This window comes from Xanthobacter flavus (genome assembly GCF_017875275.1).
GTDB lineage: Bacteria > Pseudomonadota > Alphaproteobacteria > Rhizobiales > Xanthobacteraceae > Xanthobacter > Xanthobacter flavus_A.
This window is the reverse complement of record NZ_JAGGML010000001.1, coordinates 1077506-1104498: the sequence shown is the minus strand read 5'-3', so window position 1 is coordinate 1104498 and position 26993 is coordinate 1077506. Positions and strand designations below refer to the sequence as shown.

Here is a 26993-nt window from a genome sequence, read left to right as displayed (position 1 = left end):
GGAGCACCGGAGAGATCAAGCAATGAAAATCGCTGTTCCCGCCGAGATCGATCTCGGCGAGCCGAGGGTTGGCGCGACCCCGGATACGGTGAAGCGTCTCGTCGCACTCGGCGCATCCGTGGCCGTGGAGAGCGGCGCGGGCGTGAAGTCCGGCATTCTCGATTCCGACTTCGTGGCGGCAGGCGCCACCATCGCCCCGTCGGCATGGGACGCGCTCAACGGCGCGGAAGTCGTACTCAAGGTCCGCCGGCCGACGGAAGCCGAACTTTCGTCTTACAAGCCCGGCGCCCTCGTGCTCGCCATCATGGATCCCTACGGCAATGACGCGGCGCTGGCCGCGATGGCCAATGCCGGGATCGCTTCCTTCGCCATGGAACTGATGCCCCGCATCACCCGTGCGCAGGTGATGGACGTGCTCTCTTCGCAGGCCAACCTCGCCGGCTATCGCGCGGTGATCGATGCGGCCGCCGAGTTCAACCGCGCCCTGCCGCAGATGATGACCGCCGCCGGCACCGTTCCGGCCGCGCGCGTCTTCATCATGGGCGCGGGCGTCGCGGGCCTTCAGGCCATTGCCACCGCTCGCCGCCTCGGCGCCATCGTGACCGCCACCGACGTGCGGCCCGCCGCCAAGGAGCAGGTTGCCTCGCTCGGCGCCAAGTTCGTCGCGGTGGAGGACGAGGAATTCAAGCAGGCCGAGACCGCGGCCGGCTACGCCAAGCCCATGTCGGCGGAGTACCAGGCCAAGCAGGCCGCGCTCGTCGCCGACCACATCAAGAAGCAGGACATCGTCATCACCACCGCGCTGATCCCGGGCCGGCCCGCGCCGCGCCTGGTGACGGCGGAGATGGTGGCCTCCATGAAGCCGGGCTCGGTGCTGGTCGACCTGGCAGTCGAGCGCGGCGGCAACGTGGAGGGCGCGGTGCCCGGCCAGGTGACGTGGGTGGGCGATGTGAAAATCGTCGGCCATCTCAACGTGCCGGGCCGCATCGCCGCCTCGGCGTCGCCGCTCTACGCCAAGAACCTGTTCAACTTCTTCGAGACGATGGTCGACAAGGCGTCCAAGGCGCTGGCCGTCAAGTGGGACGACGAGCTGGTGAAGGCCACGCTCCTCACCCGCGACGGCGCCATCGTGCATCCGAACTTCGCACCCAAGAATCCCGCAGCGAGCAGCGAGGGAGCGGCCTGATGAATCCCGCCACAGCCCAGTCCGCGGCGGACGCCGCACTTCAAGCCCGCACCGCCGCCGAGATCGCGCGGCAGGCCGCGGAAGCAGCGCAGCTCTATGCCGACCAGGCGGCCTCCGCCCTCGGCGCTGCCGCCCACGCGGCGACCGGAGGGGCCATCGACCCCTTCGTGTTCCGCCTCTCCATCTTCGTGCTCGCGGTGTTCGTGGGCTATTACGTGGTGTGGTCGGTGACCCCGGCGCTGCACACCCCGCTCATGAGCGTCACCAACGCCATCTCGTCGGTGATCGTGGTGGGCGCGTTGCTCGCCGTCGGCGTGACCACGGTGGGCGATTCCAGCCACGCCTGGGGCGCGCGCATCTTCGGCTTCATCGCCCTCGTCTTTGCCTCGGTGAACATCTTCGGCGGGTTCATGGTGACCAGCCGGATGCTCGCCATGTACTCCAAGAAGAAGTGAGGCGAGGCCCATGACCGCGAACCTCGCCGCCCTGCTCTACCTCGTTGCAGGCATTCTCTTCGTGCTGGCCCTGCGGGGCCTCTCCCATCCCACCACCTCGCGCCAGGGCAACCTGTTCGGCATGGTGGGCATGGGCATCGCCGTCCTCACCACGCTCGCGCTCTCCCCGCCGTCCGACGGGGTCGGCTGGGTGCTGGTGCTCGCCGGCATCGGCATCGGCGGTGGCGTCGGCGCCGTGGTGGCCAAGCGCATCGCCATGACGGCGATGCCGCAGCTGGTCGCCGCCTTCCACTCGCTGGTGGGCTTGGCCGCCGTGCTCGTCGCCGCGGCGGCGCTCTATGCGCCGCGCGCCTTCGGCATCGGCGATCCCGGCCACCTGCACGCGGCGAGCCTCGTGGAGATGTCGCTGGGCGTGGCCATCGGCGCGATCACCTTCACCGGCTCGATCATCGCCTTCGCCAAGCTCAACGGCAACATGAGCGGCAAGCCGATCATGCTGCCGGCGCGCCACCTCATCAACGGCGGCCTCGCGCTGCTGCTGCTGATCCTTATCGTCGCGTTCGTGCTCACCGGCTCGATCACGCTGTTCTGGATCATCACGGTTCTGTCGCTGGTGCTCGGCGGCCTGCTCATCATCCCCATCGGCGGCGCGGACATGCCCGTCGTGGTGTCGATGCTGAACTCCTACTCGGGTTGGGCGGCGGCCGGCATCGGCTTCACCCTCGGCAACACCGCGCTCATCATCACCGGTGCGCTGGTGGGCTCCTCGGGAGCGATCCTGTCCTACATCATGTGCAAGGGCATGAACCGCTCCTTCATCTCGGTGATCCTCGGCGGCTTCGGCGGTGACGCCGGCGCCGCGGGCGCCGCCGGGCACGTGGAAGCCCGCCCGGTGAAGCAGGGCTCCGCCGACGACGCCGCCTACATCATGAAGAATGCCGAGAAGGTCATCATCGTCCCTGGCTACGGCATGGCGGTGGCGCAGGCCCAGCACGCGCTGCGCGAGATGGCGGACCTGCTCAAGGAGGAGGGCGTCGAGGTCAAGTACGCCATCCACCCGGTGGCGGGCCGCATGCCGGGCCACATGAACGTCCTGCTCGCCGAGGCCCAGGTGCCTTACGACGAGGTGTTCGAGCTCGAGGACATCAACTCCGAGTTCGCCCAGGCGGACGTGGCCTTCGTGATCGGTGCCAACGACGTGACCAACCCGGCGGCGAAGACCGATCCGCAGTCGCCCATCTACGGCATGCCCATCCTCGACGTGGAGAAGGCCAAGACCGTCCTCTTCATCAAGCGCGGCATGTCGGCGGGCTACGCCGGCGTCGAGAACGAGCTGTTCTTCAAGGACAACACCATGATGCTCTTCGGCGACGCCAAGAAGGTCACCGAAGACGTGGTGAAGGCCTTCGGTCACTAAAGACGCCTTAATCTCGAACGAGATGGAGCCGCCGGATCACGAGGTCCGGCGGCTTTTTCTTTGCGCTGCCGGCGATTGCGGCGGATGCGCTGCCCTCCGGTGCGGGCGCTGAGCGTGGCGTTTCCCGCCACAATTTGCGCCATATCCTTGACTGCCCACCACTTCTTAACCAGAAGCACATACCGTGGAACCTGGGATTCGAACGGCGACTGCGGGGATCGGGGGACGATGACACGCTGGACCCATGGACTGGTCAATCGGCTTGTCCTGTCGTGCGACGTCGTCATGGCGGCGCTTGGCGCGATCATCGCCCATCTGCGCTGGGACTTCCTGTCCTGGAGCCAACTTGCCATCCTTTGGGCGTTTGGCATTTTCGTCTATGTTCAAGTCTTGCAGATCGGCCGCGGCTACCGGGTCGAGCACTATGTCCGCCCGTTGCGGCAGATCGGCCATATCATCGTCGGTGTCGTGCCGGCGGGCGCGGTCATCGCGGTCTGCTATTACGCGCTGATCCCCATCGGCCAGACCAATCTGTGGGCGCTCCTCGGCTGGGGCGTCGCCACCACCCTCATGCTCATCTTCGGCCGCCTCGTGCTGGTGCGGATCGGCATGTCGCTGGTGCAGACGCACGAGGTGCTGCGCCGGAACGTCGTGGCCATCGGCGATCTCGGCCGCGCCCGCGACCTCGTGCGGCGCTATGAGGAGGAGGAGGGCAACACCGGCCTCCTCAGCTTCGTCGCGCTCTTCGACGACGGCCACATGCCGGGCGCACCCCTGCCGCCGCCGGGTCCCGATGGTCTGCCCGTGCTGGGCGGGCTGAAGGATCTGCTCGAGTATGTGAAGCACAATCCGGTGGACATCGTGGTGGTGGCCAAGAGCTGGAACGATCCGGCGGCCATCAGCGCCATCGCCAACCAGATGTACCAGATCGCCGCCGACGTCATCGTCGAGCTGGACCCTGACCGCTTCACGCTCAACTACGCCAACCTCACCCGCATCGCCGGTGAGCCGGCCCTCCAGGTGCAGCAGCAGCCGCTCAAGGGCTCGCTCGGCCTGCTCAAGGGGGTGGAGGATTACGTGGTGGCGGCCATCGGCCTGCTCATCACCGCGCCAATCCTCATCGGCGCGGCCATCGCCATCAAGCTGGACTCGCCCGGCCCCATCCTGTTCCGCCAGCCGCGCGTGGGCCTGAACAACCGCGTGTTCCAGTGCTACAAGCTGCGCACCATGCGGGTGGACCCCACCGACGACGGGTCCAAGGGCACCAGCAAGAACGACCCGCGCATCACCAAGGTCGGAAATTTCCTGCGGTCCACGTCCATCGACGAACTGCCCCAGCTCATCAATGTGCTGCGCGGAGAGATGAGCGTGGTTGGCCCGCGTCCGCACGTGCCGAACATGAAGGTCGCCACCAACGTCCGCTACGAGGCCATCAGCCAGTATGTGGCGCGCTACCGCATGAAGCCGGGCATCACCGGCTGGGCGCAGATCAACGGCATGCGCGGGGGCATCAACACCCTGGAGAAGGCCGAGCGCGGTGTCGAGCTCGACCTCTTCTACATCGAGCACTGGTCCATATGGTTCGACATCAGAATCATGCTGCTCACCGTCACCAAGGGCATGGCTGGCCCATCGGTGTTCTGAGCATCGCGCTTCTCGCCCTGGTTCTGACCGTCGCATCGGCGGCGCGGGCGCAGGCGAGCGACCGGCCGTTCCTCGCCTACCTCGCCTCTTGGACGGACGTGACGACCCAGGCGCCCGCCGAGACAATGCTCGCGCGCCTGCCCGGCTATTACACCCATGTGGCGCTGGGCTTCGTGAAGCCGGATCTCGCCTATTCCGGAAATCTCGACCTCTCGGGCACCGGGCTGGCCTTTCCTTATTCGGGCGTAGTGCTGAAGGGCGCGATCGCTGAACTGAAAGCCCGCCACCCCTCGGTCCGCGTGCTGCTCGCCGTGGGCGGCTGGGGCTATTTCGGCTGGGACGCCCGCGATTTTAAGGCGCTGGCGCAGCTCGTGCGCGATCTCGGTGCCGACGGCGTGGACCTCGACTACGAGACCGCCGATGCCGGATGCGTGCGCAAGCCAGAGGGCGGCATTGCCTGCGCAGACGATCTCCGGTCCATCGCCGTGCTGGCCGATTTGCGGGCCGCGCTGCCGCGACCCTGGGTGGTCAGCGTCGCCGGCTGGAGCGTGGGCGCCTATGGCGAAGGCCGCTTCGCCTCCGCCGAGCCGCGGTTCGGGCCGTTCGTGGGCATGATGCGCGCGATGCTGAAGGCGCCGGAGGCGCAGGGCATCGACCTCGTCTCCATCATGTCCTACGACGCCGGGCCAACCTACAGCCCCGAGGAGGCATTCCGCGCCTATCGGAGCCTGTGGCGGGGGCCGCTGGCCCTTGGCATCGCCGTGATGCCGTCCGAGGCGGGAGGCCCGCGCTTCACCATCGACCGCACGGCCCGGCTGCTATCCCAGGTGATGGCGGACCCGAAGGCGGGGGCCATGCTCTACGGCCTCGGCCTCGTGCCGCCCGGCCCGACCGGCCCCGACAATCCCGACTATCGCAGCCTCTCCCTCGCCATCTGCGTCACGCTGGAGCGTCCCGGCTGCGACCAGATGGTGCCCTGATCATCCCGCTTGCGGGAGATCGAGCGCCGCGACGAAATCGAGCAGGTTGCCGCCCGGGAACAGGTGCCCCGCGATCCCAGCCGCCGCCGCCGCCGCCATGTCGGAGGGCTGGTCGCCGATCAGCAGACTCGCTTCCGCCGCGACCGGCCAGTGGGCCATGAGGTCGAGGATCATGCCCGGCGCCGGCTTGCGCCAGGGGTGGGCGGCGCGATAGGCCGCCACCGTCGCCTCGGGATGGAAGGGGCAGTAGCGCCAGTCATCGATCCGCGCGCCGTCCTGAGCGAGGTCTTGCGCCATGAAGCGGTGAAGCGCCACCACGTCCGCCTCGCCGTAAAAGCCGCGCGCGACCCCTGACTGGTTGGTCACCACGAACACCAGATAGCCGAGATCGTTGAGCCGGCGCACCGCCTCCTGCGCGCCCGGGGTCCATTCCAGATCCTCGGCCCGGTGGGCATAGCCGGTGTCCCGGTTGAGCACGCCGTCGCGATCGAGGAAGACCGCGGGACGGCGGTGGGGCTGGCCGGTCAAGTCGTGTTGCCTCAGGTCCGATCGAGGAAAGTATCCGTGCGGTTTTGCAGCACGCGGGCTGCAACCTCCGGGCTATTCATGCGAGCATGAAAATATCTGAAGTATCTTCAATGTAAATTCACTGGAGCCATGTCATTCTGGGCGTCGACGCGCTCCGATGGGAGTGGTGTCTGGCGGGTTTCCACCTCGTTTCCGGAGCTGTGGGGAGCACCGGGAAGGGAGTGAGTTCTGACGACGTTCAAGTCCATTCTTGAAGGCCGCATGCCGCGGCTGTTCGCATTGGCCTGCCCATGGATCGACGAGCGCGTTGCGCGCGATCCCGCGAGCGAGGTCAGGCTGCTGAAGCTTCTGGTGTCGCCGGGGGAAACGGTGTGCGACATCGGCGCCAATCGTGGCCTGTTCACCTACTGGCTGCTGAAGGGCGGCGCGCGCGTGCTCGCCTTCGAGCCGAACCCGCGCCTCGCGCGCATCCTGCGCCTGCGCTTTCCCGCCGAGCTCGCCGATGGCCGGCTGCGCCTGTTCGAGACCGCGCTGGGCAGCACCCGTGGCGAGGCGGTGCTGCACATCCCGCAGGGGATGTCGCCGCTCGCGACCATCGACGGCAATCTCGCCAACGGCCTGTCGGGGACAGTGGACGACGTGCCGGTGGCGCTCAACCCGCTCGATGCGTGCGTGGACGTGCCGGTGAGCTTCATCAAGCTCGATGTGGAGGGCTATGAGAGCGCCGTCCTTCAGGGGGCGACCCGCGTTCTCGCGGAAAGCCGGCCGACCCTGCTGGTGGAGGCCGAGGAACGGCACCGGGCCGGCGCGGTGGCCGACGTGGCGCGGATGCTGGCACCGCTCGGCTATGAGGGCTTCTTCCGCCTCGGGGGCGCCATGAGGCCGCTTTCCGCCTTCGATCCAGTCATCCACCAGAACCGCGAGGCGCTGGTTCCCGACGGGTCCCGCACGCGGCGCGATGCGGTCTACGTCAACAATTTCGTTTTCGCCGCGCGGCCGGAGATCATCGCGCGGCTGAAGGACTGGACGGACTGACGCCCCGGCACCGCCGGGGCGCATACAGTTCGCCAAAAGCCGCCGGGCGATGCCTCAGGCGGCCGGCGCGCCCCCTTCCGAGAGCACGCGGCCCTGCGGATGCAGCGCCACATAGTTGCCGAAGGCGGTGGGGCAGGTCGCGAGCGGCTTCAACGCGCCGTTATCCTCCATCTGGAAGAAGCGATAGCCGTGCGCGGCCAGCGCATTCCAGGCCGCCTCGGTGTCGCCGCCGTCCGCCACGAGGGTCGGGCAGTTCATCTCGAAGATGACGGTCGGATGGAAGGCATCCAGCGTCTTCGCCGCGCCGCCGATCACCCGGTCCTCGGCGCCTTCCACGTCGATCTTGATGCAGTCGACGCGCGCCACCCCTGCGTCCGCCACCAGATTGTCGAGGGTGGTGATCTCCACTTCCTCGCTCTCGGTGCTGGTCCCGTCATTGATGAGCGAGAAGGCCTGCGGGTCGTCGCCGAGCGGATTGTGGAACAGCACGGCCTTGCCCACCGCGTCGGAAATCGCCTTGGGCACGATGGTGACGTTCTTGAAGCCGTTGAGCGCCAGGTTCTGCTTGAGCTGCTGGCCCGCGTCGGCGCCGGGCTCGGCCGCCACCACGCGGCTCACGATGGTCGCCGCCTTCAGGGTGAACAGGCCGATATTGGCGCCCACGTCCACGAACACGTCGCCGGGCCGCAGGAACTTGTCGAGATAGCGCACCTCGGGCTCCACATTGTCGCGGAGCAGATAGATGGAGGTGGTGGTGAAGCGCAGGTCAGCCGGCAGCTTCAGCCGGGCGCCGGGGGTGATCTCGGCGATGGGGCTGCGCCCGAGGGCCACGTGCAGGGCGAGGGAGATCGCGCGCCCCGTCACCGTCAGAGGGGCCTCGCGGAATGCCGGTTCGTTCACGAGCTTCTTCACTCGTCTCAACATCTTGAAACCCCCTCACGCTTCTCGCCGGTCGCGGACCGGAACGCCTGCCGGACACCGGGCCGCCCGGCCCCCCGCTGGGCGGTGCAGCATCGGTCATGAATGTAGGAATAGACAGACCTTGCCGGGGTTCGGCAAGGCGGGAAAGGTAACTTGCGGCGAAAAAGCCGGGGGCCGGGCGCCCGGTTCATCCCGGCCGCTCGGCCGTGGCCTTGCCGGGTACCGGGCGCCGGCCGCTCATGACCCGCAGCAGCGGCCGTTCGACCCAGAGATGGACCAGCACGGAGATCACCATGGCCGCGCCCACGGCAGTGACGCCGCAGGCGATGTAGAGCGCGGGCCCGGAGAGGGGCAGGGATGGCGCGAGGCGCACGAACACCTGCCCCACGGCGGAGAGCACCATGCCGTGCACGAGATAGAGCGAATAGGAAGCGTCGCCCAAAAGCGCCAGCGCGGCGACCCGCGGCACCGGGCGGGCCCGTTCCAGAACCAGCGCGCCCGCCACCACCATGGCCGCCGGCACGCCCCACCTCAGCCACCGCGTCTCCGGCGGCACCTCTCCCTGCGACAGCAGAGAGACGAAGCCGCAGGCGATCAGCACGAAGCCCCAGCCGCGCGGAATGGGCGCGCCGTTCAGATACCAGAGCCCGAGGCCCAGGCCGAAGACGAACTCCAGCATGATGGACGAGGTGTAGAAGGCGAAGAAGGTGTTGTCGCTCGGCAGGGCGAGGCCGAGGACGGAAAGGCCCGCGATGACCGCGCCGACCCCCACCAGCCGGCGCTCCTGCGGGAGCAGGAGGGCGATGCCCCAGAGCAGGTAGAAGAACATCTCGTAGTTCAGCGTCCAGCCGGGCACCACGAGGGGCTCCAGCGTCCCCAGCACCGGGTGGCGGGCGGGCAGGAACAGATAGGAGGCGATGATGTGCCAGGCCTCCGCCTTGCCGCTCTTCACAAGCTGTGGTGCGAAAAGGAGCAGCGCGAGGCTCGCGGTGGTCACGATCCAGTAGAGCGGGACGATGCGCACGAGACGCTTGTGGTAGAAGCTCCCGGTATAGCCGTCGCGCCCGTAGGTGGTGACCAGCATCAGGAAGCCCGACAGCACGAAGAAGATGTCCACGCCCGCCGCGCCCGATTGCGGCCATGGCGCTTCCAGGCCCAGCCGCTGAAGCGGCGCGCCGAGATGGAACACCACCACCATGAGGGCGGCGATGGCGCGCAGGACCTGCAGCGACTCAAGCATTCCGGCCTCCCGACCGCTCAACCTGCGCGCGGGGGGCGCCCGAGCGTGACATGACGCGCACCGCGCCCGCCGATGCGCAGGGCGTGACGCGAGACGGAATGAGCCTCCGCGCCCCGGCTAAAGCCGGACGGCGGCGTCGTCGGCGCGACGGGCGCGGCGCGCCGCTGGCGGTCGAGATACACGATGAGCGCCATGACCACGCCGAGTTCTCCGGGGGTGAAAACCACCGAATACACGGCCGAGCTGACGATGAGGTAAAGCACATAGTCGGCGAGGGCGAGGGTGAAGGCGTCGGTGAGGTCCCGCGTCAGCCGGAACACATAGACGAAGCACCAGCCGTAGAGCACGGCGAGCAGCGCCGCGCCGATCACCCCGTACTCGAAGATCACGCCGATCCAGCCGAGGTCGGCGATGAAGAACTGCTCGTTGCCGAAGATGTCGTTGAGCGTGGTGGTGCTGAAGCGGGTGGTGGCGCCGACGCCGAAGGTCCAGCGCATGGGATCGTCGCCAAGGAAGCCGAACGCCAGCGCGGACGAATTCTGCCGCACCGAGAGCGAGGCGCCGAGCGCGTTGGTCGCTCCGTCGAGGGAGCCCGAGAACAGGCCGAGCTTGTAGGCGACAAGGCCCGTGCCCGCGGCAGCACCCACCAGCGCCGCGCCGATGACGAGGCGCCGGAGCATGGGCGGCAGGGACATGGTCATGCCGAAGGCGACCACCACAACCGCGGCACCGATGGCGGCGCGCTGCTTGAAGATGAACAGCATGGGCAGGAAGGACGCGGCCACGCCGAGCGCGAACAGCACGTTGCGCCGCAGGATGAAGGAGCGGGCGAGGAAGAACACCAGGATCATGCCGAAAAACATGGGCATGTAGACGCGATAGCCGCGCTCGAGATCGTAGAGCAGCAGCTTGCTGTCCGCGGGATTGTCGGAATACCAGGAGGTCGGTGCCGCGAGATAGATCAGCACCATGAGGATGAAGGTGGCCGCGCCGAACGCCAGCACGATCTTGCGGATGCTGGAGGGGTTCACGGCGAGGAGGGCGAGCAAGGCTGAAAGGCTGAAATAATAGGTGAAGGGCCACGCCTTGATTGTGGTGGTCAGCGCGTCGAGGAAGCCGTTGCCGAGCTGGATCATCGACACCAGCGGCGTGAAGCCGAGCGCGTAGGCGAGCACGGCGAGGAAGGCGCCGCTCACCGGCAGCCTGAGCCGCGCCACGGCATAGAAAGCGAGCGGCAGGGTGAGGAAGGGCCAGGCCTTCGACAGCAAATAAGGCGGCGGATACTCGTTCAGATAGTAGAAGACCTGCGCGAACAGCGGCAGGGTGCCGGCAAGCACGAACTTGGCGACGAGCGCCGCGTCGTGGTCGAGACCGGCATCGGCGGCGGAGAAGGCCGCCACATCCCGCCGCAGGGGCATCACCACCCGCGGACGGGTGACGGGGCTCCTGCCTTGCGTGCCGGTGCCGCCCGGGCCGGGAGTGTCCGCCGCCCCGCCCGCCATCAGGGGCGGTCCGCCGGGGCCGGCTTCATGCCATAGGCGGCGGGATCGAGCTTCGCCTTCGCCGCCACCCGGAAGATGGGCAGCGAATCCACGAACACACGTTCGATATGGGTGCCGGGGCTCTGGATCAGGCGGTAGAGCCATTCGAGGCCGAGCTTGCGGAAGGCGGGGCTCGCCCGCTGCACCAGCCCGGTGAGGAAGTTCAGCGCGCTGCCGACGCACAGGCCGGTGCCGACCGCCTTGCCGCGCGCGCGGATCATGTGGGCGAGATATTCCGACCGCGGCGCGCCCACCACGAGGAAGACATAGCGCGCCGGGTGCTCCTCCACGAAGCGGATGGTCGCTTCCACCGCCTGCGGATCGTCGATGAAGCCCATGGGCGGCACGTGCATGTGGAGGGTGCGCAGGCCGTAGCGCTCGATGAGGCGGCGCTTCATCTCGTCATTGCCGCCGATCACCGTCACCGCGTCGTCGGGCGTGATGACATGCTCGAACAGGTAGGTGGTCAGGTCGCTGCCGGGGCACAGCGGGATGTCCAGGCCGAAGACGTTGCGGGCGAGCCAGTGGGGTGCCGAGCCATCGAGGGTGTTGAGGCCGGCGCCCTCGAGCGCGGCGGCGAAACGTGCATCGCCGCGCTCGTTGAGCCGCACCAGATGGGAGGCGTTGGATGTCACCACATAGGCGAACGGCGCTCCCGGCGGGCGGGTGGCGATGGCCTTGGCCGCGCCGGCCACGTCCAGGCAGTCAAATGGCACCTTCAGGAAGGTCTGTGTCCGGACGGAACCGGCCGCCTCGCTCTCCGCGAACATGATGGTCCAGCCTTTTGGGTGCCGCTCGGCTGGCGGCACGGATGATGCGCGGCCGCAGCCCGTCGGCGCAGGTCTACTGCAGAAGCGAGCTTGCGCCGCCGGTCTGGGTGTAGGAGCCGATCGTATAGCTGAACTGACGCTGGAACGGCACCACCTTGGTGATGAACTGGTCAATCCAGAGATTGACTTCGGCGATGGAGGAGCGCGGCACGTAGATGATGTCGCCGGTCACCAGCGGCACGTCGTTGGCGTCGAATCCGGTCTGGATCACGTCGCGCACGTTGATGAGGCGCAACATGGGCTCGTTGTTGGGGCCGCGGCGGATGAGGGCGACCTGTCCGGTGCGCGCCTCCTCGGTGAAGCCGCCGGCCTGGAGAATGCCCTGCAGCACGCTGGTGCCCATGTCGGCCAGCTTGAAGGCGCCGGGGTGGGCCACCATCCCGCCCACATAGACGCGGGCGGAGACCGCCTCCTCCAGCGACACCACCACCTTCTGGTCGACGAGTTCCTTGCGGGACTCGCGGCGGATGTAGTCCTGCACGCTGGACAGGCTGCTGCCTTCCACCCGGATCTGGCCGATCGCCCGCGGCGCGATGGATCCATCGGGACCGACGGTGAGATCCTCATCCATTTCGCGGGTGATGAAATACTTGACCTTGATCTTGTCGCCCGGACCGAGCCGATAGCTCGGCACCTGGTCCGTCCACGGCTTGAAACGGTCGGAATTCACCTCGGTGAAGCGCAGTTCGTGTCCGGTGGTGAAGGGCTCCGTGCCCGTGCTCTGGGACGTCGCGATGGCGGCGCAACCGTTGAGAATACAAAGGCTCGCGAGGACGAGCCCGATGCGCCAAGGGGCGGCGGCACGGCGGCGGGACGCAGCGCCGGTCATCTCCGGTGCCGTTCCGCGCGCGGTGTCTCTCCCGTCGCACTTTGGCAAGACCATCGATAACCCCCGGAACGAATCATAAGCGAATAGTTAACGCGCAAACAAACCGTGTGTCGGCTGCCATTGGCGAACCGTCAACAGATGAGCCTGCGGCGAGAACCGTCGAACGTGGTAAAGGCACCCTAAAGGGCCATGGTTAACGTTCGCTTATTGGCGGGGCAGCGCCTGCTGCGGTGCAGAGAAGCCTTTGACGCTCAAATGCATAAGGGGCGCTAATGCGCCCCTTTGTCGTGGTGTCTTGCAGCTTCAGGGTGCAGATTAGGCGCGCCTATACAGCCAGTTGGGAAGATAATAGCGGCGGCCGAGGAAGATGAAGCCGAACAGGAGCCCGCCGCTCTCGATCACAGAATCACGCAGGTGGATCGCGGCCGGCTTGCGGGTGCGCTCGGCCTGCACGGCCATCACATTGCCGTCCACGAGCTGGGAGAAGCGCTGGGTGACGAGGGAGGCGCGCGGCAGGTTGGAGCAGACGACGATGCAGTCGAACGCCTGCTTCAGCTCGGCCATCATCATCTCTGCCTCGGCGATGGGCAGGCGCAGGTCGAGAAGCGGCGAGCGGTCGGCCTCCGCAGCGACCCACAGCAGCGGAACCGGCGTGGCGGCGACCGCGACACCACCGCGCACCGCGCTGTCGGCCCCGACGAGCGGATAGGGCGTCGCCGAGCATAGATCGACGAAGAGGGTGCGCTTCTGGCGCTGGCGCGCGAACTCCTCGGCGAGGGAGCGCGCGAACCACGGCAGGGCGTCATCGTCCTCGGGGGACAGGAAGTGGATGGCGCGGAGCGGCTGGTCATCGATCCGGGTGTCGAGGAGGAGGGTGGCGCAACTGCTGATGGCCCGCTCGGTGGCGAGGGAGTCCGGCTGCTCCCCGGTGTCGTCGAGCACGGCGATGGCCGGCATCCCGAGCGCCCGCTCGGCCTCGCCTGGCATGATGAAGGACGTGCGCAGGGTGGAGGCGATGGCGCCCGCCGCGCCGCCGAACAACAGGCCGGCGAACAGGCCGGCCGCCACCAGCGGCAGCGCCAGCGAGCGCTTGGTAACGGCGGAGCCCGCGTCTTGCACCACCCGCACCGACGACTGGCGCGACTGGGCCGCGGCCTCCTCGATGGAGGCGGCCACCGCGCGGCGCTGATATTCGCGGAAACCCTCGCCGAGGGAATCGCGCCGGCGGTTCAGCTCGATGAGGGGCGTTTCTGCCGCGCGCAGGGCGGCGAGGCGCTCCTCGGCCACCCGCTGCTGCTGCACCAGCTCGTCCTTCTGTCGGGAGAGCGAATCCTGCTCCACCCGCAGGCTCAGGATCATGTTCTGGATGTAGTTGACCTGCGGATTGCGCACCGCGCGATCGGTGTTGTAGCGCCGCTCCGAGCGGCTCTTGATGCGGGCGCGGATGGTGGCGATCTGCCGGTCGAGATCGCGCAGCAGCTGGCTTCCGGGAGCGTACTGGGACGACACGCGGTCACGCTCGAGCAGGAGCTTGGTGAGAGTGTTGTTGTCCTCGTCGCCGGGGAGGGCGTCGGTCTTCTCGGAGAAGTCGAAGACCGAGTCCGGCAAGGCGGCGAGCTGCTTCTCCGCCTCGGTGAGCTGGGCGGTGACGGCGACCTCGCGCTCGGCCACCTGGCGGCGGCGCTGGAGGATGCCGTCCACCTGGTTGGACGCAAGAATGGCATCCTGGCTGAACTCGATGATCCCGACCTTGGCCTTGAGCTTCTCGATCTGGGCATCGACGGAGCTGAGATCCTGGCGGAAGCGCTCCACCTCCAGGTTGAGGATCTTGGCCGTGGGGTTCTCGAACAGCCGGCGCCGGACGGAGAGATAGTTCTTCACCAGCGCATCGGCCGCTTCCACCGCCACCTCGCGGTCGGGATTGGTGAAGCTGACGCGGATGACGTTGGAATCCGCCAGGACCGAGGCCCTCAGGCTCGCCTGGAAGCGCTCCACCGCCTTGTCCATGGCGTCCTTGTCGGAGCTGAACATGCGGGTGATGGCGGAGAAGCGGCCGGGCGGGAACAGTCGGTCCACGCCCACCTGCTCCACCGTGGCGCGCACCACGTCCGCGCTCTCGATGATCTGCACTTCGGATTCGACCTGCTTGAGGCCCTCGATGCTCAGCACGGAGGGACCCGAATCGGTCACGTTCTGGGAATTGGAGACCTCGCGGCTCACGATGACCATGAGCAGGCTGGAGGCGGTGTATTCGGTGCGGCTCGTCGCTGCCGCGCCGATGGCGATGGCGAACGGAAGCGCGGCCGCGAGGAGTACGATCCGGATATGGTAGAAGGTGGCGATCAGGAAGTCGCGGACCGTGAATCCGAGGGATCCGGTCGCGACGGCTGGGGACGAAACCGTTGCGTCCGGCTGCGCCGCGTGCGGCATCAACATGCTTCCCCCTGAATGCTCCGCGGCGCCGGCCAGCTCTCTGGTCATCACTTCGCACCTCGGCTGAGGCGCGGCAGAACGGTCGAAATCTCGCCGTGAGACTGCCGGAGCGCCATTACTTTAGCGTTAACCACCTGTTGCGAAAAGCGATGCACCGCCCGCGCGAATTCGCGTCTTAGAAGGCGCGCGGCATGGTGCGCAGAACCGCCAGCGCCGAGCCGATGGCGAGCTGGGAGGCGAACACGGCCGTGGCGATGGCCGCGCCGACCATGCCGAAGGGCGGGATGAGCAGCACGCACAGGATCAGGCAGACCACCGTCTGCGCCACCGTGAGCCAGCGCAGCAAACCGCCGTGGCCCGCCATGGCCAGCACGATCTCCTGGCAGGGCAGGAGGGCATAGACCAGTTGGCCCACCGCGAGGATGACCAGCGCGGTGGCCGCGATCTCGAAGCCCGGGCCCACCAGATGCAGGATCATCGCAGGGAAGAAGAACATCCCGACCAGCAGCGGCGCGCTGAACACCGCGATGGCCAGGCGCACCTTGCGGTTCAGCTGGCGCAGCGCGTCCCACTGGCCCTGCCGGTGGCGGGCGGCGAAGGACGGCGCCGCCACGCTGCCGATGGAGGCGCTCACAACCCAGGTCAGCATGGAGATGCGGCTCGCCACGCTGAAGGCGCCCACCTGCGCCGGTTGGCCGAAGGTGGCGAGCAGAAGCACCGGCAGGGAGGGCAGGAGGATCTGCACCGTCTCAACCACTGCCAGCGGCATGGCCGTGCGCCACAGCGCGGGCAGTTGCTCCGCCGTGCCGTCCACATCGGAGGGGGTGTCCACGAAGCGGTGGCGATCCCGCCAGACCAGCACGAGGCCGATGAGCGTGGCCGCGACGTTGGCTGCCGCCAGCGCGATCAGAATGCCCTCCAGGGAGTGAACACCAGCGAGCAGCGCCGCCAGCGTGAAGCAGGGCCAGAGCCCGTTCTGCACGAGTTGCCCCCAGGCGCTCTTGTGCAGGCCCATCAGCGCATTGCCGACGAAATAGCACATGGCCTGGGGCAGGATGATGAAGGCGGCGAGGAACAGGGGGCGGGCCGCCTCGGGGTCGCGGAAGAGGCGGGTGGCGATCGGCTCCGACAAGGCGCCGGTGATGAGGGAGACGACCAGCCCGATAACCAGCACGGCTACGCCGCCGGTCAAGAGGGCGTGCCGGGCGGCGCGCCCCTTGCCGATGGCGAGTTCTCCGGCGACATGGCGGACCACGGCCCGCTCGAAGCCGCCGCGCGAGACGGTGGCGAAAACCCCGACCCAGGTGAGGCAAAGGAAGAAATAGCCTGAGTCATGCACGCCCAGAACGCGCGCGCCGATCACGTAAAGGCCGAGCTTGCCGACCAGTTCGAGCCCCCGCGCCATCATGGCCGCGAGATAGATGCCGTAGGTGTTGATGAGCCCCGTGACGGAGCGCAACTGGGCGGCGCTCATGGACGGATCGATCCGGTGCCGTGAGCCGGGAGGCCGAGGTCCGATCCCCGCGCGGAGTACGCCAGCATGTGGCCCGCGCCCCTCTCGTCCGATCTCGCCACCCGAGCCCCCGTCGCCGTCATTCAGCCCCGGCGGGGTCGTGAACCTGCCGGTGCGGGACCGGTTCCGCAAAGCAGCATCCGGCCCTATGAGGGAGCATTAGTGCGCGCGCGTGCCCAAGGGAAGCGGTAGGTCGCGCAGGGCTTGCCGCTTTTTGGGGCGGGAGCGGGCGGCACAGGCGACGGGGAACGGGAGGCGGCCGATGACGGAACAGACCGGACGCAGGCGAGGGGGGAGGACCCTCGCAGGTCGCAGCCTGATTGGCCTATTCGCCGGCCTGCTGATTTTCGTGCTGACGGGCGGCCCGGGGCGCGCGCAGGCCCCCATGCAGAGCTTCGGCGACATGCCGGCGCGGCCGCGCATCAACCCGGATGTGGACCCCTATCCGTTCGATCCGTTCCTGTCGCTGCGCATCTACCTGCGCCAGCGCCTGCCAGCCGGATGGTGGGCGCGCGACCCGGTCTACGACGCCGGCGCCTTCACCGTCGTAGTCAACATTCCGGAGAACTGGCGGGGCAATCCCACCTCCGCCATGCTCCAGCTATGCCCGCAGCCGACCAGCGCCCTGTGGCAGGGCATTAATCTGATCGAACTCAAACCGTTCTTTCACAAGAGCCCGTGGCCGTCGGTCACCTGCCGCAAGTGATCCAGGCGGCAAGTGAGCCGGGCGGCAAGTAGATCTGCCTTCGATTGGCGCCGGGCGCCGAAGCCTCAGAGATTGACCTCGCTGCGCAGCGAGCGGTGGACATGGACCGGGGCCGCCGGGGCCAGATGACGGCCCGACTTCCGCTCGAAGCCGAAGACGGCAGCCATGATGACGAAGGCGAAGAAGATGATGCTGCTCGCGGTGCTCAGCGTCAGCACAAGGCTGCCCAGCGCGACGAACATTTCCGAGGGGTGGGTGACCACCGCGAACAGGAACGCGAAGGCGAAAAGGGCCGGAAGAACGGCACGAACGATCCACATGGCGATGCCTCCGAATTGGCGCGGTCCAGCGCCAAAATGTCACGTATAATATTAACGTTAACACATATTTTACCATTTTGAGAAGCGCGCGCTGGCGCGGCTCGCGCTCGCCTGAAGAGCGGATAGCCGGCGGAGTTCCGGTGGAGAATTCGAAGGGGGAACGGGAGCTGGCAGGTCCGCGGACCCCGCGTCCGGCTGGCGCCTGGCCGCGACCGGCGCCTCCAGCCTTCAGCGCGCCAGCCCCAAAATGAAAGGACCGCCGCGCCGGTGAGGCGGGCGGTCCGGAAGAGCCGGCGATGTCGGGCGCGTCAGATCTGGCGCTCGACCATCATCTTCTTGATCTCGGCGATGGCCTTGGCCGGGTTGAGGCTCTTCGGGCACGCCTGGGCGCAGTTCATGATGGTGTGGCAGCGATAGAGCCGGAAGGGGTCTTCCAGATAGTCGAGGCGCTCGCCCGTCCGCTCGTCGCGGCTGTCCTTCAGCCAGCGGGTGGCCTGGAGGAGGGCGGCGGGGCCGAGATAGCGGTCGCCGTTCCACCAGTAGCTGGGGCAGGAGGTGGAGCAGCAGGCGCACAGGATGCACTCGTAGAGGCCGTCCAGCTTCTCGCGGTCGTCCTTGGACTGGCGCCACTCCTTCTCGGGAGCGGCGGTGTCCGTCTGCAGCCAGGGCTCGATGGAGGCGTGCTGGGCGTAGAAATTGGTGAGGTCGGGCACCAGATCCTTCACCACCGGCAGATGCGGCAGGGGATAGATGTTGACCACGCCCTTCACCAGCACCTCGTCCATGCCCTTGGTGCAGGCCAGAGTGTTGGTGCCGCCGATGTTCATGGCGCACGAGCCGCACACGCCTTCGCGGCAGGAGCGGCGGAAGGTGAGGGTCGGGTCGATCTTGTTCTTGATGTAGATGAGGCCGTCCAGCACCATCGGGCCGCAATCCTCGCGATCGACGTAATAGGTGTCGATGCGCGGGTTCTTCCCGTCGTCCGGATTCCAGCGGTAGATGCGGAACTCGGTCAGCTTCTTGGCGCCGGCGGGCTTCGGCCAGGTCTTGCCGGTCGTGACCTGCGAGTTCTTCGGAAGAGTGAGCTCAACCATGGGACGTCCTGAAGCGCTGGAGCGGTGACCGCCCGCAGGAATTCTTGCCATGGCCGCGCGCGGCGGGCCTTCGCCCCAGCGCGCGCGGTCGAGTGGGGCTCAGTACACGCGCTTCTTGGGCTCGATGTACTGGATGTCGTTGGACAGCGTGTAGGTGTGCACCGGGCGGTCGTCGAGCCGCACGGTGCCGGCCGTGGTGTCGAAATAGGCCAGCGTGTGCTTCATCCAGTTCACGTCGTCCCGGTCCGGGAAGTCCTCGCGGGCATGGGCGCCGCGGCTTTCCTGGCGGTTCGCGGCGCTCTCCATGGTGACGATGGCCTGCGAGATGAGGTTCTCGTACTCCAGCGTCTCGATGAGATCCGAGTTCCACACCAGCGAGCGGTCGGTGACGCCGATGTCGCTGGAGGCCTTGAACACGTCGTGGATGAGCTTGCGGCCCTCCTCGAGCACCTCGCCGGTGCGGAAGACGGCGCAGTTGTTCTGCATCACCTTCTGCATGTTGAGACGCAGCTCGGCGGTGGGCGTGCCGCCGGAGGCATGGCGGTATTTGTCGAGGCGGCCGAGGGCCAGCTCGGCGCTGTTGTCCGGCAGGGGCCGGTGCTTCTCGCCGGGCTTCACCAGCTCCGCCGCGCGCAGGCCGGCGGCGCGGCCGAACACCACGAGGTCGATGAGCGAGTTGGAGCCGAGGCGGTTGGCACCGTGGACGGAGACGCAGGCGGCCTCGCCGATGGCCATCAGGCCGGGCACCACCTTGTCCGGGTCGCCGGCGCGCTTGTCCAGCACCTCGCCGTAATAGTTCGTGGGGATGCCGCCCATGTTGTAGTGCACGGTCGGGATCACCGGGATCGGCTCGCGGGTCACGTCGACGCCGGCGAAGATCTTCGCGCTCTCCGAGATGCCGGGCAGGCGCTCGTGGAGGATGGCGGGGTCGAGGTGGTCGAGGTGCAGGAAGATGTGGTCCTTGGCCTTGCCCACGCCGCGGCCCTCGCGGATCTCCATGGTCATGGAGCGCGAAACCACGTCGCGGGAGGCCAGGTCCTTGGCCGAGGGGGCATAGCGCTCCATGAAGCGCTCGCCCTCGGAATTGGTCAGGTAGCCGCCCTCGCCGCGGGAGCCCTCGGTGATGAGGCAGCCCGAGCCGTAGATGCCGGTGGGGTGGAACTGCACGAATTCCATGTCCTGCAGGGGCAGGCCGGCGCGCAGCACCATGCCGCCGCCGTCGCCGGTGCAGGTATGGGCCGAGGTGGCGGAGAAGTAGGCGCGGCCGTAGCCGCCGGTGGCGAGCACGGTGAGGTGCGCGCGGAAGCGGTGGATGGTGCCGTCGTCAAGCTTGATCGCCACCACGCCGCGGCAGCGGCCTTCCTCATCCATGATGAGGTCGATGGCGAAGTACTCGATGAAGAATTCCGCCTGGTGCTTCAGCGCCGCGCCGTAGAGCGTGTGCAGCATGGCGTGGCCGGTGCGGTCCGCCGCGGCGCAGGTGCGCTGGGCGGTGCCCTTGCCGAAATGGGTGGTCATGCCGCCGAACGGGCGCTGGTAGATCTTGCCGTCCTCGGTGCGGGAGAAGGGCACGCCCCAGTGCTCCAGCTCGTAGACGGCGGCCGGCGCGTTGCGCACGAGGTATTCGATGGCGTCCTGGTCGCCCAGCCAGTCCGACCCCTTGACGGTGTCGTACATGTGCCATTCCCACTTGTCGTCGCCCATGTTGCCGAGCGAGGCGGCGACGCCGCCCTGGGCCGCGACCGTGTGGGAGCGAGTGGGGAACACCTTGGTGATGCAGGCCGTGCGCAGGCCCGCCTCGGAGCAGCCCACCACGGCACGCAGGCCCGCGCCGCCGGCGCCGACCACGAGCACGTCGTAGGTGTGATCCTCGATGGGGTAGGCGGCGCCGTTGATGCCGGGCGCGGCGGCCCCGTTCGTTGCGGTATCGGCCATGTGTCAGCCTCCCAGGCTGATCTTGAGCACGGCGAAGGCGCCGGCGAGGGCAACGGCAATGCTGAAGAAGGTGTTGGCCACGATGAGCAGCACCTTGAGGCCTTCGGCGTGCACGTAGTCCTCAATGACCACCTGCATGCCGATGCGCATGTGGGTGGTTACGGAAAGCAGCGTGAGCAGGATGATGACGGCCACCAGGGGTTGGCCGAGCGTCGCGCGGGCCGCGGCGTAGCTCTGGCCCGCCACCGAGATCACGATGATGATGAAGGCGATGGAGAGCAGCAGGTTCGCCGCGCCGGTGAGACGCTGGGTGAAGAAGTGCTCGGTGCCCGACTTGGCGGCGCCGAGGCCGCGGACGCGGCCGAGCGGTGTGCGCATGGGGGCATGACCGGAATGGGGGGTGCTCATGGCGTTCTCCTCAGCCCCTCAGCGCAAGGCCGATGATCCAGACGACGACGGTGAGCACCACCGAGCCGGCCAGCGTGGCCTTGGCGAGCAGCACGCGCTCCTGCGGGCCGAAGCCGTGGATGAAGTCCCAGATGAAATGCCGCACGCCGCCGAGGGCGTGGTGCAGCAGAGCCCAGGTGAAGCCGAACAGCACGAGAAGGCCGATGGGAGAACCCGCCACCGCGCTGAACGTGCCGTAGGCCGAGGGGGAGGTTGCCGCGGCAAGCAGCCACCAGACGAGGATCGCCATGCCGAAATACAGGCCGACGCCCGTGATGCGATGCACAATGGACATCATCATCGTGAACAGCGGACGGTAGATCTGTAGGTGTGGCGATAGGGGGCGATCAATGCGCTGAGGGCTGTCGGCCATGGGGCCTCCTCCTAAAAAATCGATCGATCAGGTATCTCAATCGTCGTCTCTTCGCAACGATTCCAAAGCACCTTGGGTGGCTTTAAAGATCGATACGCAGCGGCAGGCAATTGGATGATCGTCCTATAGCGGCGCTTGTAGCGACCGATTGTTGCGGTGCCAACGCTCCGCAAGCCAGAATCCGAAGGCCGCGCTCCTATCGGAAGGGCAGCGGACCCTTGAGGGTGGCAGACCTCCCTTCGGCGGAGGCGAAAAAAAAACGCCGGGCAGGCCCGGCGTTTTCTCGATGCGATCGGATCGATCGGTCAGAAGCGGTAGGTCACGCCCGTGCCGAAGATCCAGGGATTGATCTGCGCGCTGCCCTGCAGGTAGGCGCCGCCGACCGTCTGGAGCAGGAAGTCCGGCTGCAGGAAGATCTTCTTCACGTCGACGTTGATGCCCCAGTGGCGATCGAACATCCAGTCGAAGCCGGCCTGCAGGGCGAAGCCCCACGCATCGTTGACCTTCAGCGAGGCGAAGGCCGGGTTGGTGGCTTCTTGGCTGAAGAAGGCGGTGTAGTTCACACCGGCACCGATATAGGGCTTGAAGGGGCCGAAGTCGGTGAAGTGGTACTGCAGGGTGAGGGTGGGGGGCAGCAGCCACACCTTGCCCACCTGGCCGAGACCGGCGATGGTCCCCGCGCCATCGATGTCGTGGGGCGTCACGCCGAGAATGAGTTCGGCGGCGATATTCTTCGTGAAGTAATAGGTGATGTCGAGTTCGGGAACGACCGAGTTGGAGATGGAGAGGTCGGAACCGGGAATGCCCGTCACCGAACCGCCGGCCTCCGGCACCACGTAAAGGGCACGCACGCGGATCTGCCAGGGGCTCAGGGGCTCCTCGACCGCCGGGGCCTTGTAGACCGGGGTGGACAGATCGGCGGCGGACGCGCTGCCGGCAACGAGGGCGCTGAGCCCCGCCGCGAGAATGATACCAAGTCCGAGCTTCGACATGCCCCGCTCCCAAAAACCCTTTGAGGTAACTGATGGGAAAGACTTCCTCCCGAGCGGCCTTGTTCAGTTTGATCTAGATCAAAATGACAACGGAGGGGCTCAATGTGTGTCCGTGATGACACACCTCCGCCCCGCCGTCGCCGTATTCGCAAGGCAAGCCTGCATCTGCTGACGAGGGTGGCGGTCGCAATAAAGTTCATTTATTTCAAGAGGCTTATTGGGCTCATGACCGTTTCTGCCGCCTCTTTTCAAGGCCCACCCGTACGCCAAGCTCCGACTTTAGACCTGCGGCAATCGTGGCTGCGGCGGGGCGCCGCTGGTCGATGGATGTTCCTGGCCAGTCTCTTTTTGTTCCTCATTTGGTCCGTGTCTACACCCGTCCTCGCGGAATCGGTCAAGGACCTGCGGCTGTCGGTCAACGGCGAGACCCGCCGCTATGTGGTGGTGACGCCCGACGGCGTGACCACGCCGGCGCCCACGGTGATCGCGCTCCACGGCGCGGCGCAGACCCCGGAGAGCTTCCGCGCCTATTTCGGCCTCGACGACGCAGCGGCGAAGCACGGCTTTGTCGCGGTGTATCCGGAGGGCGAGGGCCGCACATGGAACGACGGGCGGCCGGCAGCCATGCGGCTGAAGATGATGCTGCGGCCGGGCGACGACGTGGCGTTCCTGGTGGCGCTGGCGCGGCGGCTGGCGGCGGACGGCTTCGCCGATCCGAACCGCATCTATCTCACCGGCATCTCCAACGGCGGCTTCATGGTGCAGCGCATGGCCTGCGAACACACCGAGCTGTTCGCCGCCTACTCGGCCATCATGTCCACCGCCCCTGCCAATTACAGGGAAGAGTGCCAGCCCTCGCGGCCGATCTCCATCCAGTTCATTCACGGCACGGGGGATTCTGTGATCGGCTATGGCGGCTTCTGGACGCCGCTGGGCTCGACCCTCTCGGCGCCCGACAGCGCCCGCCTTTACGCCGCGCTCGACGGATGCGGGCCGGCCAAGGCCAGCAAGCTGCCCGACCTCGCGCCCGGCGACGGCACCACAGCCGTCGTCAGCCGCTGGGATGAATGCCGGGACGGCAGCGCCGTGGAACTCATCACCATCGAGCGCGGCGGCCACCAGTCCCCGGCCATGGTCGAGACTAAGCCGGACCTTGCGACGCCGTTTCTCGGCTTGCGCAGTCACGACATCGATGCCGGCGAGGAGATCTGGCGCTTCATGTCGGTCTATGGCGGTCTGCCCGCCGCCCCGCCACCCGTCGTGCCCCCGCGCAAGCCGAAGCCGAAGCCTGCCGCGTCCGGCGCGGCGGCCAAGCCGGCTCCGGCGAGCGCCACGCCGGCCGACGGGGGCAAGCCACCGGCAGCCAAGCCGCCGGCGTCCGCTGCCAAGCCACAAGGCGCCAGCGCTGCGCCGCCTTCAGCTTCTGCCGGGGCGGCGTCCGGCGCGGCCGGTCAGCGCGGGATCAGCGCCCAGTAGTCGAGATCGAGGATTACGCTCGGGTCGTAATCGCCGTTCTCCGCCTTCAGGGGGAAGTCGGCGGTCGGCTGGTCCTTGGTCGCGACCGTACGCAGGCGCAGCGCGCCCACGTCGTCGCGGCCCGGCAGCTCCTGCGCGTCCAGCACTTCGCTCCAAGCATGCACGGTCAGGCCCGCGAACAGCGGCGCAACGTGCCGGCCGCCGTTGATGGCGGCAATGTGGAAGGCGTTGGCGAGGCCGTTGAACGACAGGGCGCGGGCGATCGAGATCACATGCCCGCCGTAGATCAGGCGGCGGCCGAAGCGGCCCTGGCCCTCGGTGAACTGGTTGAAATGGACCTTCGCCGTGTTCTGGTAGAGGCGCGTGGCGATCATGTGCTCCGCCTCCTCCACCGTCATGCCGTCCACATGATCGATACGCTCGCCAACCGCATAGTCCGAGAACCGGGCGGTGGAGCCGGAGAGGTCATCCCGCCAGCCCTCGATGTCGAGCACCGGCACGGCACCGCCGAGCGCATCGGGCGCCAGCGCGGCCGGAAGGGTGGGGACGACCGGCTCGGGGGCGGGGAGGGAGGGGTCGGCCTTGCGCACCATCACCCAGCGCACATAGTCCAGCACCTCCGCGCCGTCCTGGTTGAAACCCACCGAGCGGACATAGACGACGCCGCTCTGGCCGTTGGAATTCTCCCTGAGGCCGATGACCTCGGAGACGGCTGTGAGGGTGTCGCCCGGATAGACCGGAGCGAGGAAGCGCCCGCCGGCATAGCCGAGGTTCGCCACGGCGTTGAGGGAGATGTCCGGCACCGTCTTGCCGAACACGGTGTGAAACACGAGCAGGTCGTCCACCGGGGCGGCGGGATAGCCGATGTCCTGGGCGAAGGTGTCGGCCGACTGGACCGCGAAGCGGGTGCCGTACAGGGCGCTGTAGAGGCTCACGTCACCCACCGTCACGGTGCGCGGCGTCGCATGGCGGATCACCTGGCCGACGCTGAAATCCTCGAAGAAATTGCCCCGGTTGGTCTTGCTCATCTAGGGTCCCCCCGTTTGTCGGCGCATGTTGCAGAGCGCGTGGGTGCGACGCAACAGGCCGAAGGGAGAAGGTGCCGAATTGCGGCCGCAATGCCGGTTCGGCTTGACGCATGCCCCCCTCATGGTCCTCATGGGTGCGTTCCGGAGAGGTGCTGGGCCGCTCCGGAAGGCGAAGCGGAAAGAGGGGGCGTTCGTGTCGGGTTCGGCGAGCCAGAAGCTGTCATTTCAGGCCATGATCTTCACGGCCTGCCTCTTCCCCTTCTACATCCTCGCCGCGACGCTCACCAATTCGGCGGCGATCCTCACGGACCTCCTCGCCACCTCCTTCGACCTCACCGCGCTCACCGCCTGCTGGCTGGTGCTGAAGCTCGCCCATAATGCCCATGCCGGCAAATATGCCTACGGCCTCGGCAAGCTCGAAAACCTCGCGGAGCTGATGATCGCGCTGCTGCAGACCATTCTGGTGGTCATCGCCGGCACCCGCGCCATCATCCGCGTGATGCATCCGGAGGGCGTGGACGGCGCCGAGCTTGGCCTCTTCGTGGCGGCGCTGGCGGTGATCGGCAATGTGATCCTGAACCGCAAGGCGACCCGCCTCGCCCACGAGACCCATTCGCCGGTGCTGGCCGCGCAGGCCCGCGTTCACCTTGTCTCGGCCATCGCCTCGGGCTCGGTGTTCACCGTCACGGTGATCCTGTCGATCTTCAACAACATCCCGATCCTGTACTACCTCGATCCGATGGGTTCGTTCGTGGTCATCGGGTTCATGATCTACAATATCTACGCCATGCTCTCGAACTCGGTCGCCTCGCTGCTCGACCAGGCCATCGACGAGGCGGGGCAGCTGCGCATCCTCAAGGTGCTGACCACCCACTTCGACGACTTCGACGAACTGGGCGACATCCGCACCCGCCAGTTTGGTGGCAAGATGTTCGTGGAGCTGCATCTCGGTTTCGAGAGCGACTGGACGGTCGCCCACGCCCGCGCGGTGGTGGCCAAGCTCACCGAGTCGGTGAAGCGGGAATTCCGCGAGGCGGGCGACGAGGTGGACGTGTCCATCGTGCTCATGCCGGGCCATGCCGCCGCGGCCGAGGCGACGACGGCCTGATCCCCAGCCGTATCCGCAGCCGCGTCCACGGCCTCAGTGCTCTGAGAGCACCACCGCGTCCGACCACTCGCCCTCCACCTCCTTGACGATCGCCTGACCGCAGATGACGCGCCCCTGCACGCTGTCGAAGGTCAGCGTCGGCGCGCCGTGCAACTGCCAGCCCCGGTTGAGGGCGGCCGACACGCGCTTGCAGAAGGCGGCGTCGTCCGGGCCGGTGAGGTAGCGATAGAGCTTCATGGTTCAGTCCCCCTCGGGTGTCAGAGCCGCGCGCCGATGCGGCGGGCGACGGCGTCGCGTCTGTCCTGGAAGCCCTGCGTCCGGCCACGCACCTCCTCCACAAGGCGGGGATCCTCCTTGTCGCGGGGCGGGAAGGGCGGTTCGGGCTGGTATTCGATGGCGAGGGTGATGCGCCGCGCCTCGTCCGCTCCGGCAATCTCGATCGCCAGAGCCAGCGCAAGGTCGATGCCCGAGGAAACGCCGGCGCCGGTGAGGCGGTTGCGGTCCACCACCACCCGCTCCTCCACCGGGATCGCCCCGAGGTGGGCGAGCTGCGGCAGCGACAGCCAGTGGCAGGTGGCGCGGTATCCCTTCAGCAGCCCGGCGGCACCGAGGATCAGCGAGCCGGTGCAGACCGACGTCACATAGCGCGCGCCGGCCGCCATCTCCTGGAGAAAGCCGAGGGTCTCCCGATCCTCCATCAGCTCGAGCTGGCCCGGTCCCCCGGGCACGAACAGCACGTCGCAGCCGTGGATTTCCTTGAAGGCGGTGGTCGGCATGATGGCGAGGCCCGCCGCGTCCTTAACCGGCGTGGTGCTCGTTTTCCAGACGATGTCGATCTTCGCGCCCGGCAGCCGGGCGAACACCTCGAACGGGCCGGTGAGGTCGAGCTGGGTCATGTCGGGATAGGCGAGCATGACGATGCGCAGGGGCGGAGGAGGAGGGGGTGCCGCAGGCATGGCGCG

General features: G+C 67.5%; 26 protein-coding genes. 9 read left to right on the top strand and 17 right to left on the bottom strand.

The features are described 5' to 3' along the window. Nucleotides 1–22 precede the first annotated feature (22 nt). From J2126_RS05360 to J2126_RS05340, 5 genes are all read left to right on the top strand, one after another. Complete coding sequence (locus J2126_RS05360; RefSeq protein WP_209484663.1) at nt 23–1186, top strand: Re/Si-specific NAD(P)(+) transhydrogenase subunit alpha; 1164 nt, start codon at nt 23–25, stop codon at nt 1184–1186. Next, complete coding sequence (locus tag J2126_RS05355) at nt 1186–1641, top strand: proton-translocating transhydrogenase family protein (protein WP_209484660.1); 456 nt, start codon at nt 1186–1188, stop codon at nt 1639–1641. The genes J2126_RS05360 and J2126_RS05355 overlap by 1 nt, the downstream gene beginning before the upstream one ends. A 10-nt stretch (nt 1642–1651) precedes the next feature. Beyond that, nucleotides 1652–3058 (top strand): NAD(P)(+) transhydrogenase (Re/Si-specific) subunit beta, encoded by a 1407-nt coding sequence (locus tag J2126_RS05350; protein WP_209484658.1) that lies wholly within the window; start codon nt 1652–1654, stop codon nt 3056–3058. A 228-nt stretch (nt 3059–3286) separates the two neighbouring features. Next, on the top strand, nt 3287–4702 hold the full coding sequence (locus J2126_RS05345) for an exopolysaccharide biosynthesis polyprenyl glycosylphosphotransferase (protein WP_209484656.1): 1416 nt from the start codon (nt 3287–3289) through the stop codon (nt 4700–4702). Further along, nucleotides 4636–5682, top strand: coding sequence for a glycoside hydrolase family 18 protein (locus J2126_RS05340; protein ID WP_209484654.1), 1047 nt, complete (start codon nt 4636–4638; stop codon nt 5680–5682). Before J2126_RS05345 ends, J2126_RS05340 begins: the two co-directional genes overlap by 67 nt. Here the strand turns inward: J2126_RS05340 and J2126_RS05335 are convergent, their stop codons facing one another. Next, entirely contained in the window at nt 5683–6210 is a 528-nt protein-coding gene (locus J2126_RS05335) for an HAD family hydrolase (protein ID WP_209484652.1), read from the bottom strand. 261 nt (nt 6211–6471) lie between these two features. Between J2126_RS05335 and J2126_RS05330 the strand changes: the two genes are divergently transcribed. Then, nucleotides 6472–7245, top strand: coding sequence for an FkbM family methyltransferase (locus J2126_RS05330; protein ID WP_209484649.1), 774 nt, complete (start codon nt 6472–6474; stop codon nt 7243–7245). Between the two features lie 54 nt (nt 7246–7299). Here the strand turns inward: J2126_RS05330 and J2126_RS05325 are convergent, their stop codons facing one another. From J2126_RS05325 to J2126_RS05295, 7 genes are all read right to left on the bottom strand, one after another. Then, a complete protein-coding gene (locus tag J2126_RS05325) occupies nt 7300–8145 on the bottom strand; it encodes an FkbM family methyltransferase (RefSeq protein ID WP_348634235.1) in 846 nt (281 codons plus the stop codon). Between the two features lie 208 nt (nt 8146–8353). Next, the gene (locus J2126_RS05320) at nt 8354–9406 is read right to left on the bottom strand and encodes an acyltransferase family protein (protein WP_209484645.1); all 1053 of its coding nucleotides are present in this window, start codon (nt 9404–9406) and stop codon (nt 8354–8356) included. A 17-nt stretch (nt 9407–9423) separates the two neighbouring features. After that, nucleotides 9424–10908, bottom strand: a complete 1485-nt coding sequence (locus J2126_RS05315; protein ID WP_209484643.1) for a hypothetical protein — start codon at nt 10906–10908, stop codon at nt 9424–9426. Continuing rightward, nucleotides 10908–11717, bottom strand: coding sequence for a WecB/TagA/CpsF family glycosyltransferase (locus tag J2126_RS05310; RefSeq protein WP_209484641.1), 810 nt, complete (start codon nt 11715–11717; stop codon nt 10908–10910). The genes J2126_RS05315 and J2126_RS05310 overlap by 1 nt, the downstream gene beginning before the upstream one ends. A gap of 73 nt (nt 11718–11790) precedes the next feature. After that, on the bottom strand, nt 11791–12606 hold the full coding sequence (locus J2126_RS05305; RefSeq protein WP_245327215.1) for a polysaccharide biosynthesis/export family protein: 816 nt from the start codon (nt 12604–12606) through the stop codon (nt 11791–11793). Nucleotides 12607–12921: 315 nt separating this feature from the next. Then, entirely contained in the window at nt 12922–15042 is a 2121-nt protein-coding gene (locus J2126_RS05300; protein ID WP_209484637.1) for a GumC family protein, read from the bottom strand. A 172-nt stretch (nt 15043–15214) separates the two neighbouring features. After that, nucleotides 15215–16513 (bottom strand): lipopolysaccharide biosynthesis protein, encoded by a 1299-nt coding sequence (locus J2126_RS05295; protein WP_209484636.1) that lies wholly within the window; start codon nt 16511–16513, stop codon nt 15215–15217. Between the two features lie 301 nt (nt 16514–16814). Between J2126_RS05295 and J2126_RS05290 the strand changes: the two genes are divergently transcribed. Continuing rightward, the gene (locus J2126_RS05290) at nt 16815–17258 is read left to right on the top strand and encodes a hypothetical protein (RefSeq protein ID WP_209484634.1); all 444 of its coding nucleotides are present in this window, start codon (nt 16815–16817) and stop codon (nt 17256–17258) included. A gap of 65 nt (nt 17259–17323) precedes the next feature. Here the strand turns inward: J2126_RS05290 and J2126_RS05285 are convergent, their stop codons facing one another. The 6 genes from J2126_RS05285 to J2126_RS05260 all read right to left on the bottom strand — a co-directional run bounded on the left by J2126_RS05285 (nt 17324) and on the right by J2126_RS05260 (nt 22419). Next, nucleotides 17324–17578: a hypothetical protein gene (locus tag J2126_RS05285; protein ID WP_209484631.1), complete on the bottom strand. Its 255-nt coding sequence runs from the start codon at nt 17576–17578 to the stop codon at nt 17324–17326. A gap of 308 nt (nt 17579–17886) precedes the next feature. After that, nucleotides 17887–18672, bottom strand: coding sequence for a succinate dehydrogenase iron-sulfur subunit (locus tag J2126_RS05280; RefSeq protein ID WP_209484630.1), 786 nt, complete (start codon nt 18670–18672; stop codon nt 17887–17889). Between the two features lie 99 nt (nt 18673–18771). Next, on the bottom strand, nt 18772–20607 hold the full coding sequence (gene sdhA, locus J2126_RS05275; RefSeq protein WP_209484628.1) for a succinate dehydrogenase flavoprotein subunit: 1836 nt from the start codon (nt 20605–20607) through the stop codon (nt 18772–18774). A 3-nt stretch (nt 20608–20610) separates the two neighbouring features. Then, nucleotides 20611–21015: a succinate dehydrogenase, hydrophobic membrane anchor protein gene (gene sdhD, locus J2126_RS05270; RefSeq protein WP_245327214.1), complete on the bottom strand. Its 405-nt coding sequence runs from the start codon at nt 21013–21015 to the stop codon at nt 20611–20613. A 10-nt stretch (nt 21016–21025) separates the two neighbouring features. Beyond that, the gene (sdhC, locus tag J2126_RS05265; RefSeq protein WP_209484626.1) at nt 21026–21427 is read right to left on the bottom strand and encodes a succinate dehydrogenase, cytochrome b556 subunit; all 402 of its coding nucleotides are present in this window, start codon (nt 21425–21427) and stop codon (nt 21026–21028) included. A 305-nt stretch (nt 21428–21732) separates the two neighbouring features. Beyond that, nucleotides 21733–22419, bottom strand: coding sequence for an OmpW/AlkL family protein (locus J2126_RS05260; protein ID WP_209484624.1), 687 nt, complete (start codon nt 22417–22419; stop codon nt 21733–21735). Nucleotides 22420–22785: 366 nt separating this feature from the next. Here J2126_RS05260 and J2126_RS05255 point away from each other — a divergent pair, with 366 nt between their 5' ends. Then, nucleotides 22786–23895, top strand: a complete 1110-nt coding sequence (locus J2126_RS05255) for an alpha/beta hydrolase family esterase (protein WP_209484622.1) — start codon at nt 22786–22788, stop codon at nt 23893–23895. Here J2126_RS05255 and J2126_RS05250 read toward each other — a convergent pair. Beyond that, complete coding sequence (locus J2126_RS05250; RefSeq protein ID WP_209484620.1) at nt 23871–24923, bottom strand: MaoC family dehydratase; 1053 nt, start codon at nt 24921–24923, stop codon at nt 23871–23873. The genes J2126_RS05255 and J2126_RS05250 overlap by 25 nt on opposite strands. Nucleotides 24924–25116: 193 nt before the next feature. On the opposite strand from J2126_RS05250, the gene J2126_RS05245 reads away from it, so the two are divergent. Continuing rightward, nucleotides 25117–26031 (top strand): cation diffusion facilitator family transporter, encoded by a 915-nt coding sequence (locus J2126_RS05245; RefSeq protein ID WP_209484619.1) that lies wholly within the window; start codon nt 25117–25119, stop codon nt 26029–26031. 33 nt (nt 26032–26064) lie between these two features. Here J2126_RS05245 and J2126_RS05240 read toward each other — a convergent pair whose 3' ends face one another. Together J2126_RS05240 and J2126_RS05235 are read right to left on the bottom strand one after the other, a co-directional pair. Further along, the gene (locus J2126_RS05240; protein WP_209484617.1) at nt 26065–26268 is read right to left on the bottom strand and encodes a DUF1737 domain-containing protein; all 204 of its coding nucleotides are present in this window, start codon (nt 26266–26268) and stop codon (nt 26065–26067) included. Nucleotides 26269–26288: 20 nt separating this feature from the next. Further along, nucleotides 26289–26987, bottom strand: a complete 699-nt coding sequence (locus J2126_RS05235; protein WP_209484615.1) for a DJ-1/PfpI family protein — start codon at nt 26985–26987, stop codon at nt 26289–26291. Nucleotides 26988–26993: the final 6 nt, after the last annotated feature.

What these genes read in the sequence shown, in the direction of transcription:
- J2126_RS05260 (WP_209484624.1), bottom strand. Translation starts at nt 22,419, where the DNA reads ATGTCGAAGCTCGGACTTGGTATCATTCTCGCGGCGGGGCTCAGCGCC.
- J2126_RS05315 (WP_209484643.1), bottom strand. Translation starts at nt 10,908, where the DNA reads ATGGCGGGCGGGGCGGCGGACACTCCCGGCCCGGGCGGCACCGGCACG.
- J2126_RS05285 (WP_209484631.1), bottom strand. Translation starts at nt 17,578, where the DNA reads ATGTGGATCGTTCGTGCCGTTCTTCCGGCCCTTTTCGCCTTCGCGTTC.
- J2126_RS05310 (WP_209484641.1), bottom strand. Translation starts at nt 11,717, where the DNA reads ATGTTCGCGGAGAGCGAGGCGGCCGGTTCCGTCCGGACACAGACCTTC.
- J2126_RS05250 (WP_209484620.1), bottom strand. Translation starts at nt 24,923, where the DNA reads ATGAGCAAGACCAACCGGGGCAATTTCTTCGAGGATTTCAGCGTCGGC.
- J2126_RS05240 (WP_209484617.1), bottom strand. Translation starts at nt 26,268, where the DNA reads ATGAAGCTCTATCGCTACCTCACCGGCCCGGACGACGCCGCCTTCTGC.
- J2126_RS05330 (WP_209484649.1), top strand. Translation starts at nt 6,472, where the DNA reads ATGCCGCGGCTGTTCGCATTGGCCTGCCCATGGATCGACGAGCGCGTT.
- J2126_RS05280 (WP_209484630.1), bottom strand. Translation starts at nt 18,672, where the DNA reads ATGGTTGAGCTCACTCTTCCGAAGAACTCGCAGGTCACGACCGGCAAG.
- J2126_RS05340 (WP_209484654.1), top strand. Translation starts at nt 4,636, where the DNA reads ATGGTTCGACATCAGAATCATGCTGCTCACCGTCACCAAGGGCATGGC.
- J2126_RS05235 (WP_209484615.1), bottom strand. Translation starts at nt 26,987, where the DNA reads ATGCCTGCGGCACCCCCTCCTCCTCCGCCCCTGCGCATCGTCATGCTC.
- sdhA (WP_209484628.1), bottom strand. Translation starts at nt 20,607, where the DNA reads ATGGCCGATACCGCAACGAACGGGGCCGCCGCGCCCGGCATCAACGGC.
- sdhC (WP_209484626.1), bottom strand. Translation starts at nt 21,427, where the DNA reads ATGGCCGACAGCCCTCAGCGCATTGATCGCCCCCTATCGCCACACCTA.
- J2126_RS05320 (WP_209484645.1), bottom strand. Translation starts at nt 9,406, where the DNA reads ATGCTTGAGTCGCTGCAGGTCCTGCGCGCCATCGCCGCCCTCATGGTG.
- J2126_RS05305 (WP_245327215.1), bottom strand. Translation starts at nt 12,606, where the DNA reads ATGACCGGCGCTGCGTCCCGCCGCCGTGCCGCCGCCCCTTGGCGCATC.
- J2126_RS05290 (WP_209484634.1), top strand. Translation starts at nt 16,815, where the DNA reads ATGACGGAACAGACCGGACGCAGGCGAGGGGGGAGGACCCTCGCAGGT.
- J2126_RS05345 (WP_209484656.1), top strand. Translation starts at nt 3,287, where the DNA reads ATGACACGCTGGACCCATGGACTGGTCAATCGGCTTGTCCTGTCGTGC.
- sdhD (WP_245327214.1), bottom strand. Translation starts at nt 21,015, where the DNA reads ATGAGCACCCCCCATTCCGGTCATGCCCCCATGCGCACACCGCTCGGC.
- J2126_RS05300 (WP_209484637.1), bottom strand. Translation starts at nt 15,042, where the DNA reads ATGTTGATGCCGCACGCGGCGCAGCCGGACGCAACGGTTTCGTCCCCA.
- J2126_RS05360 (WP_209484663.1), top strand. Translation starts at nt 23, where the DNA reads ATGAAAATCGCTGTTCCCGCCGAGATCGATCTCGGCGAGCCGAGGGTT.
- J2126_RS05295 (WP_209484636.1), bottom strand. Translation starts at nt 16,513, where the DNA reads ATGAGCGCCGCCCAGTTGCGCTCCGTCACGGGGCTCATCAACACCTAC.
- J2126_RS05355 (WP_209484660.1), top strand. Translation starts at nt 1,186, where the DNA reads ATGAATCCCGCCACAGCCCAGTCCGCGGCGGACGCCGCACTTCAAGCC.
- J2126_RS05350 (WP_209484658.1), top strand. Translation starts at nt 1,652, where the DNA reads ATGACCGCGAACCTCGCCGCCCTGCTCTACCTCGTTGCAGGCATTCTC.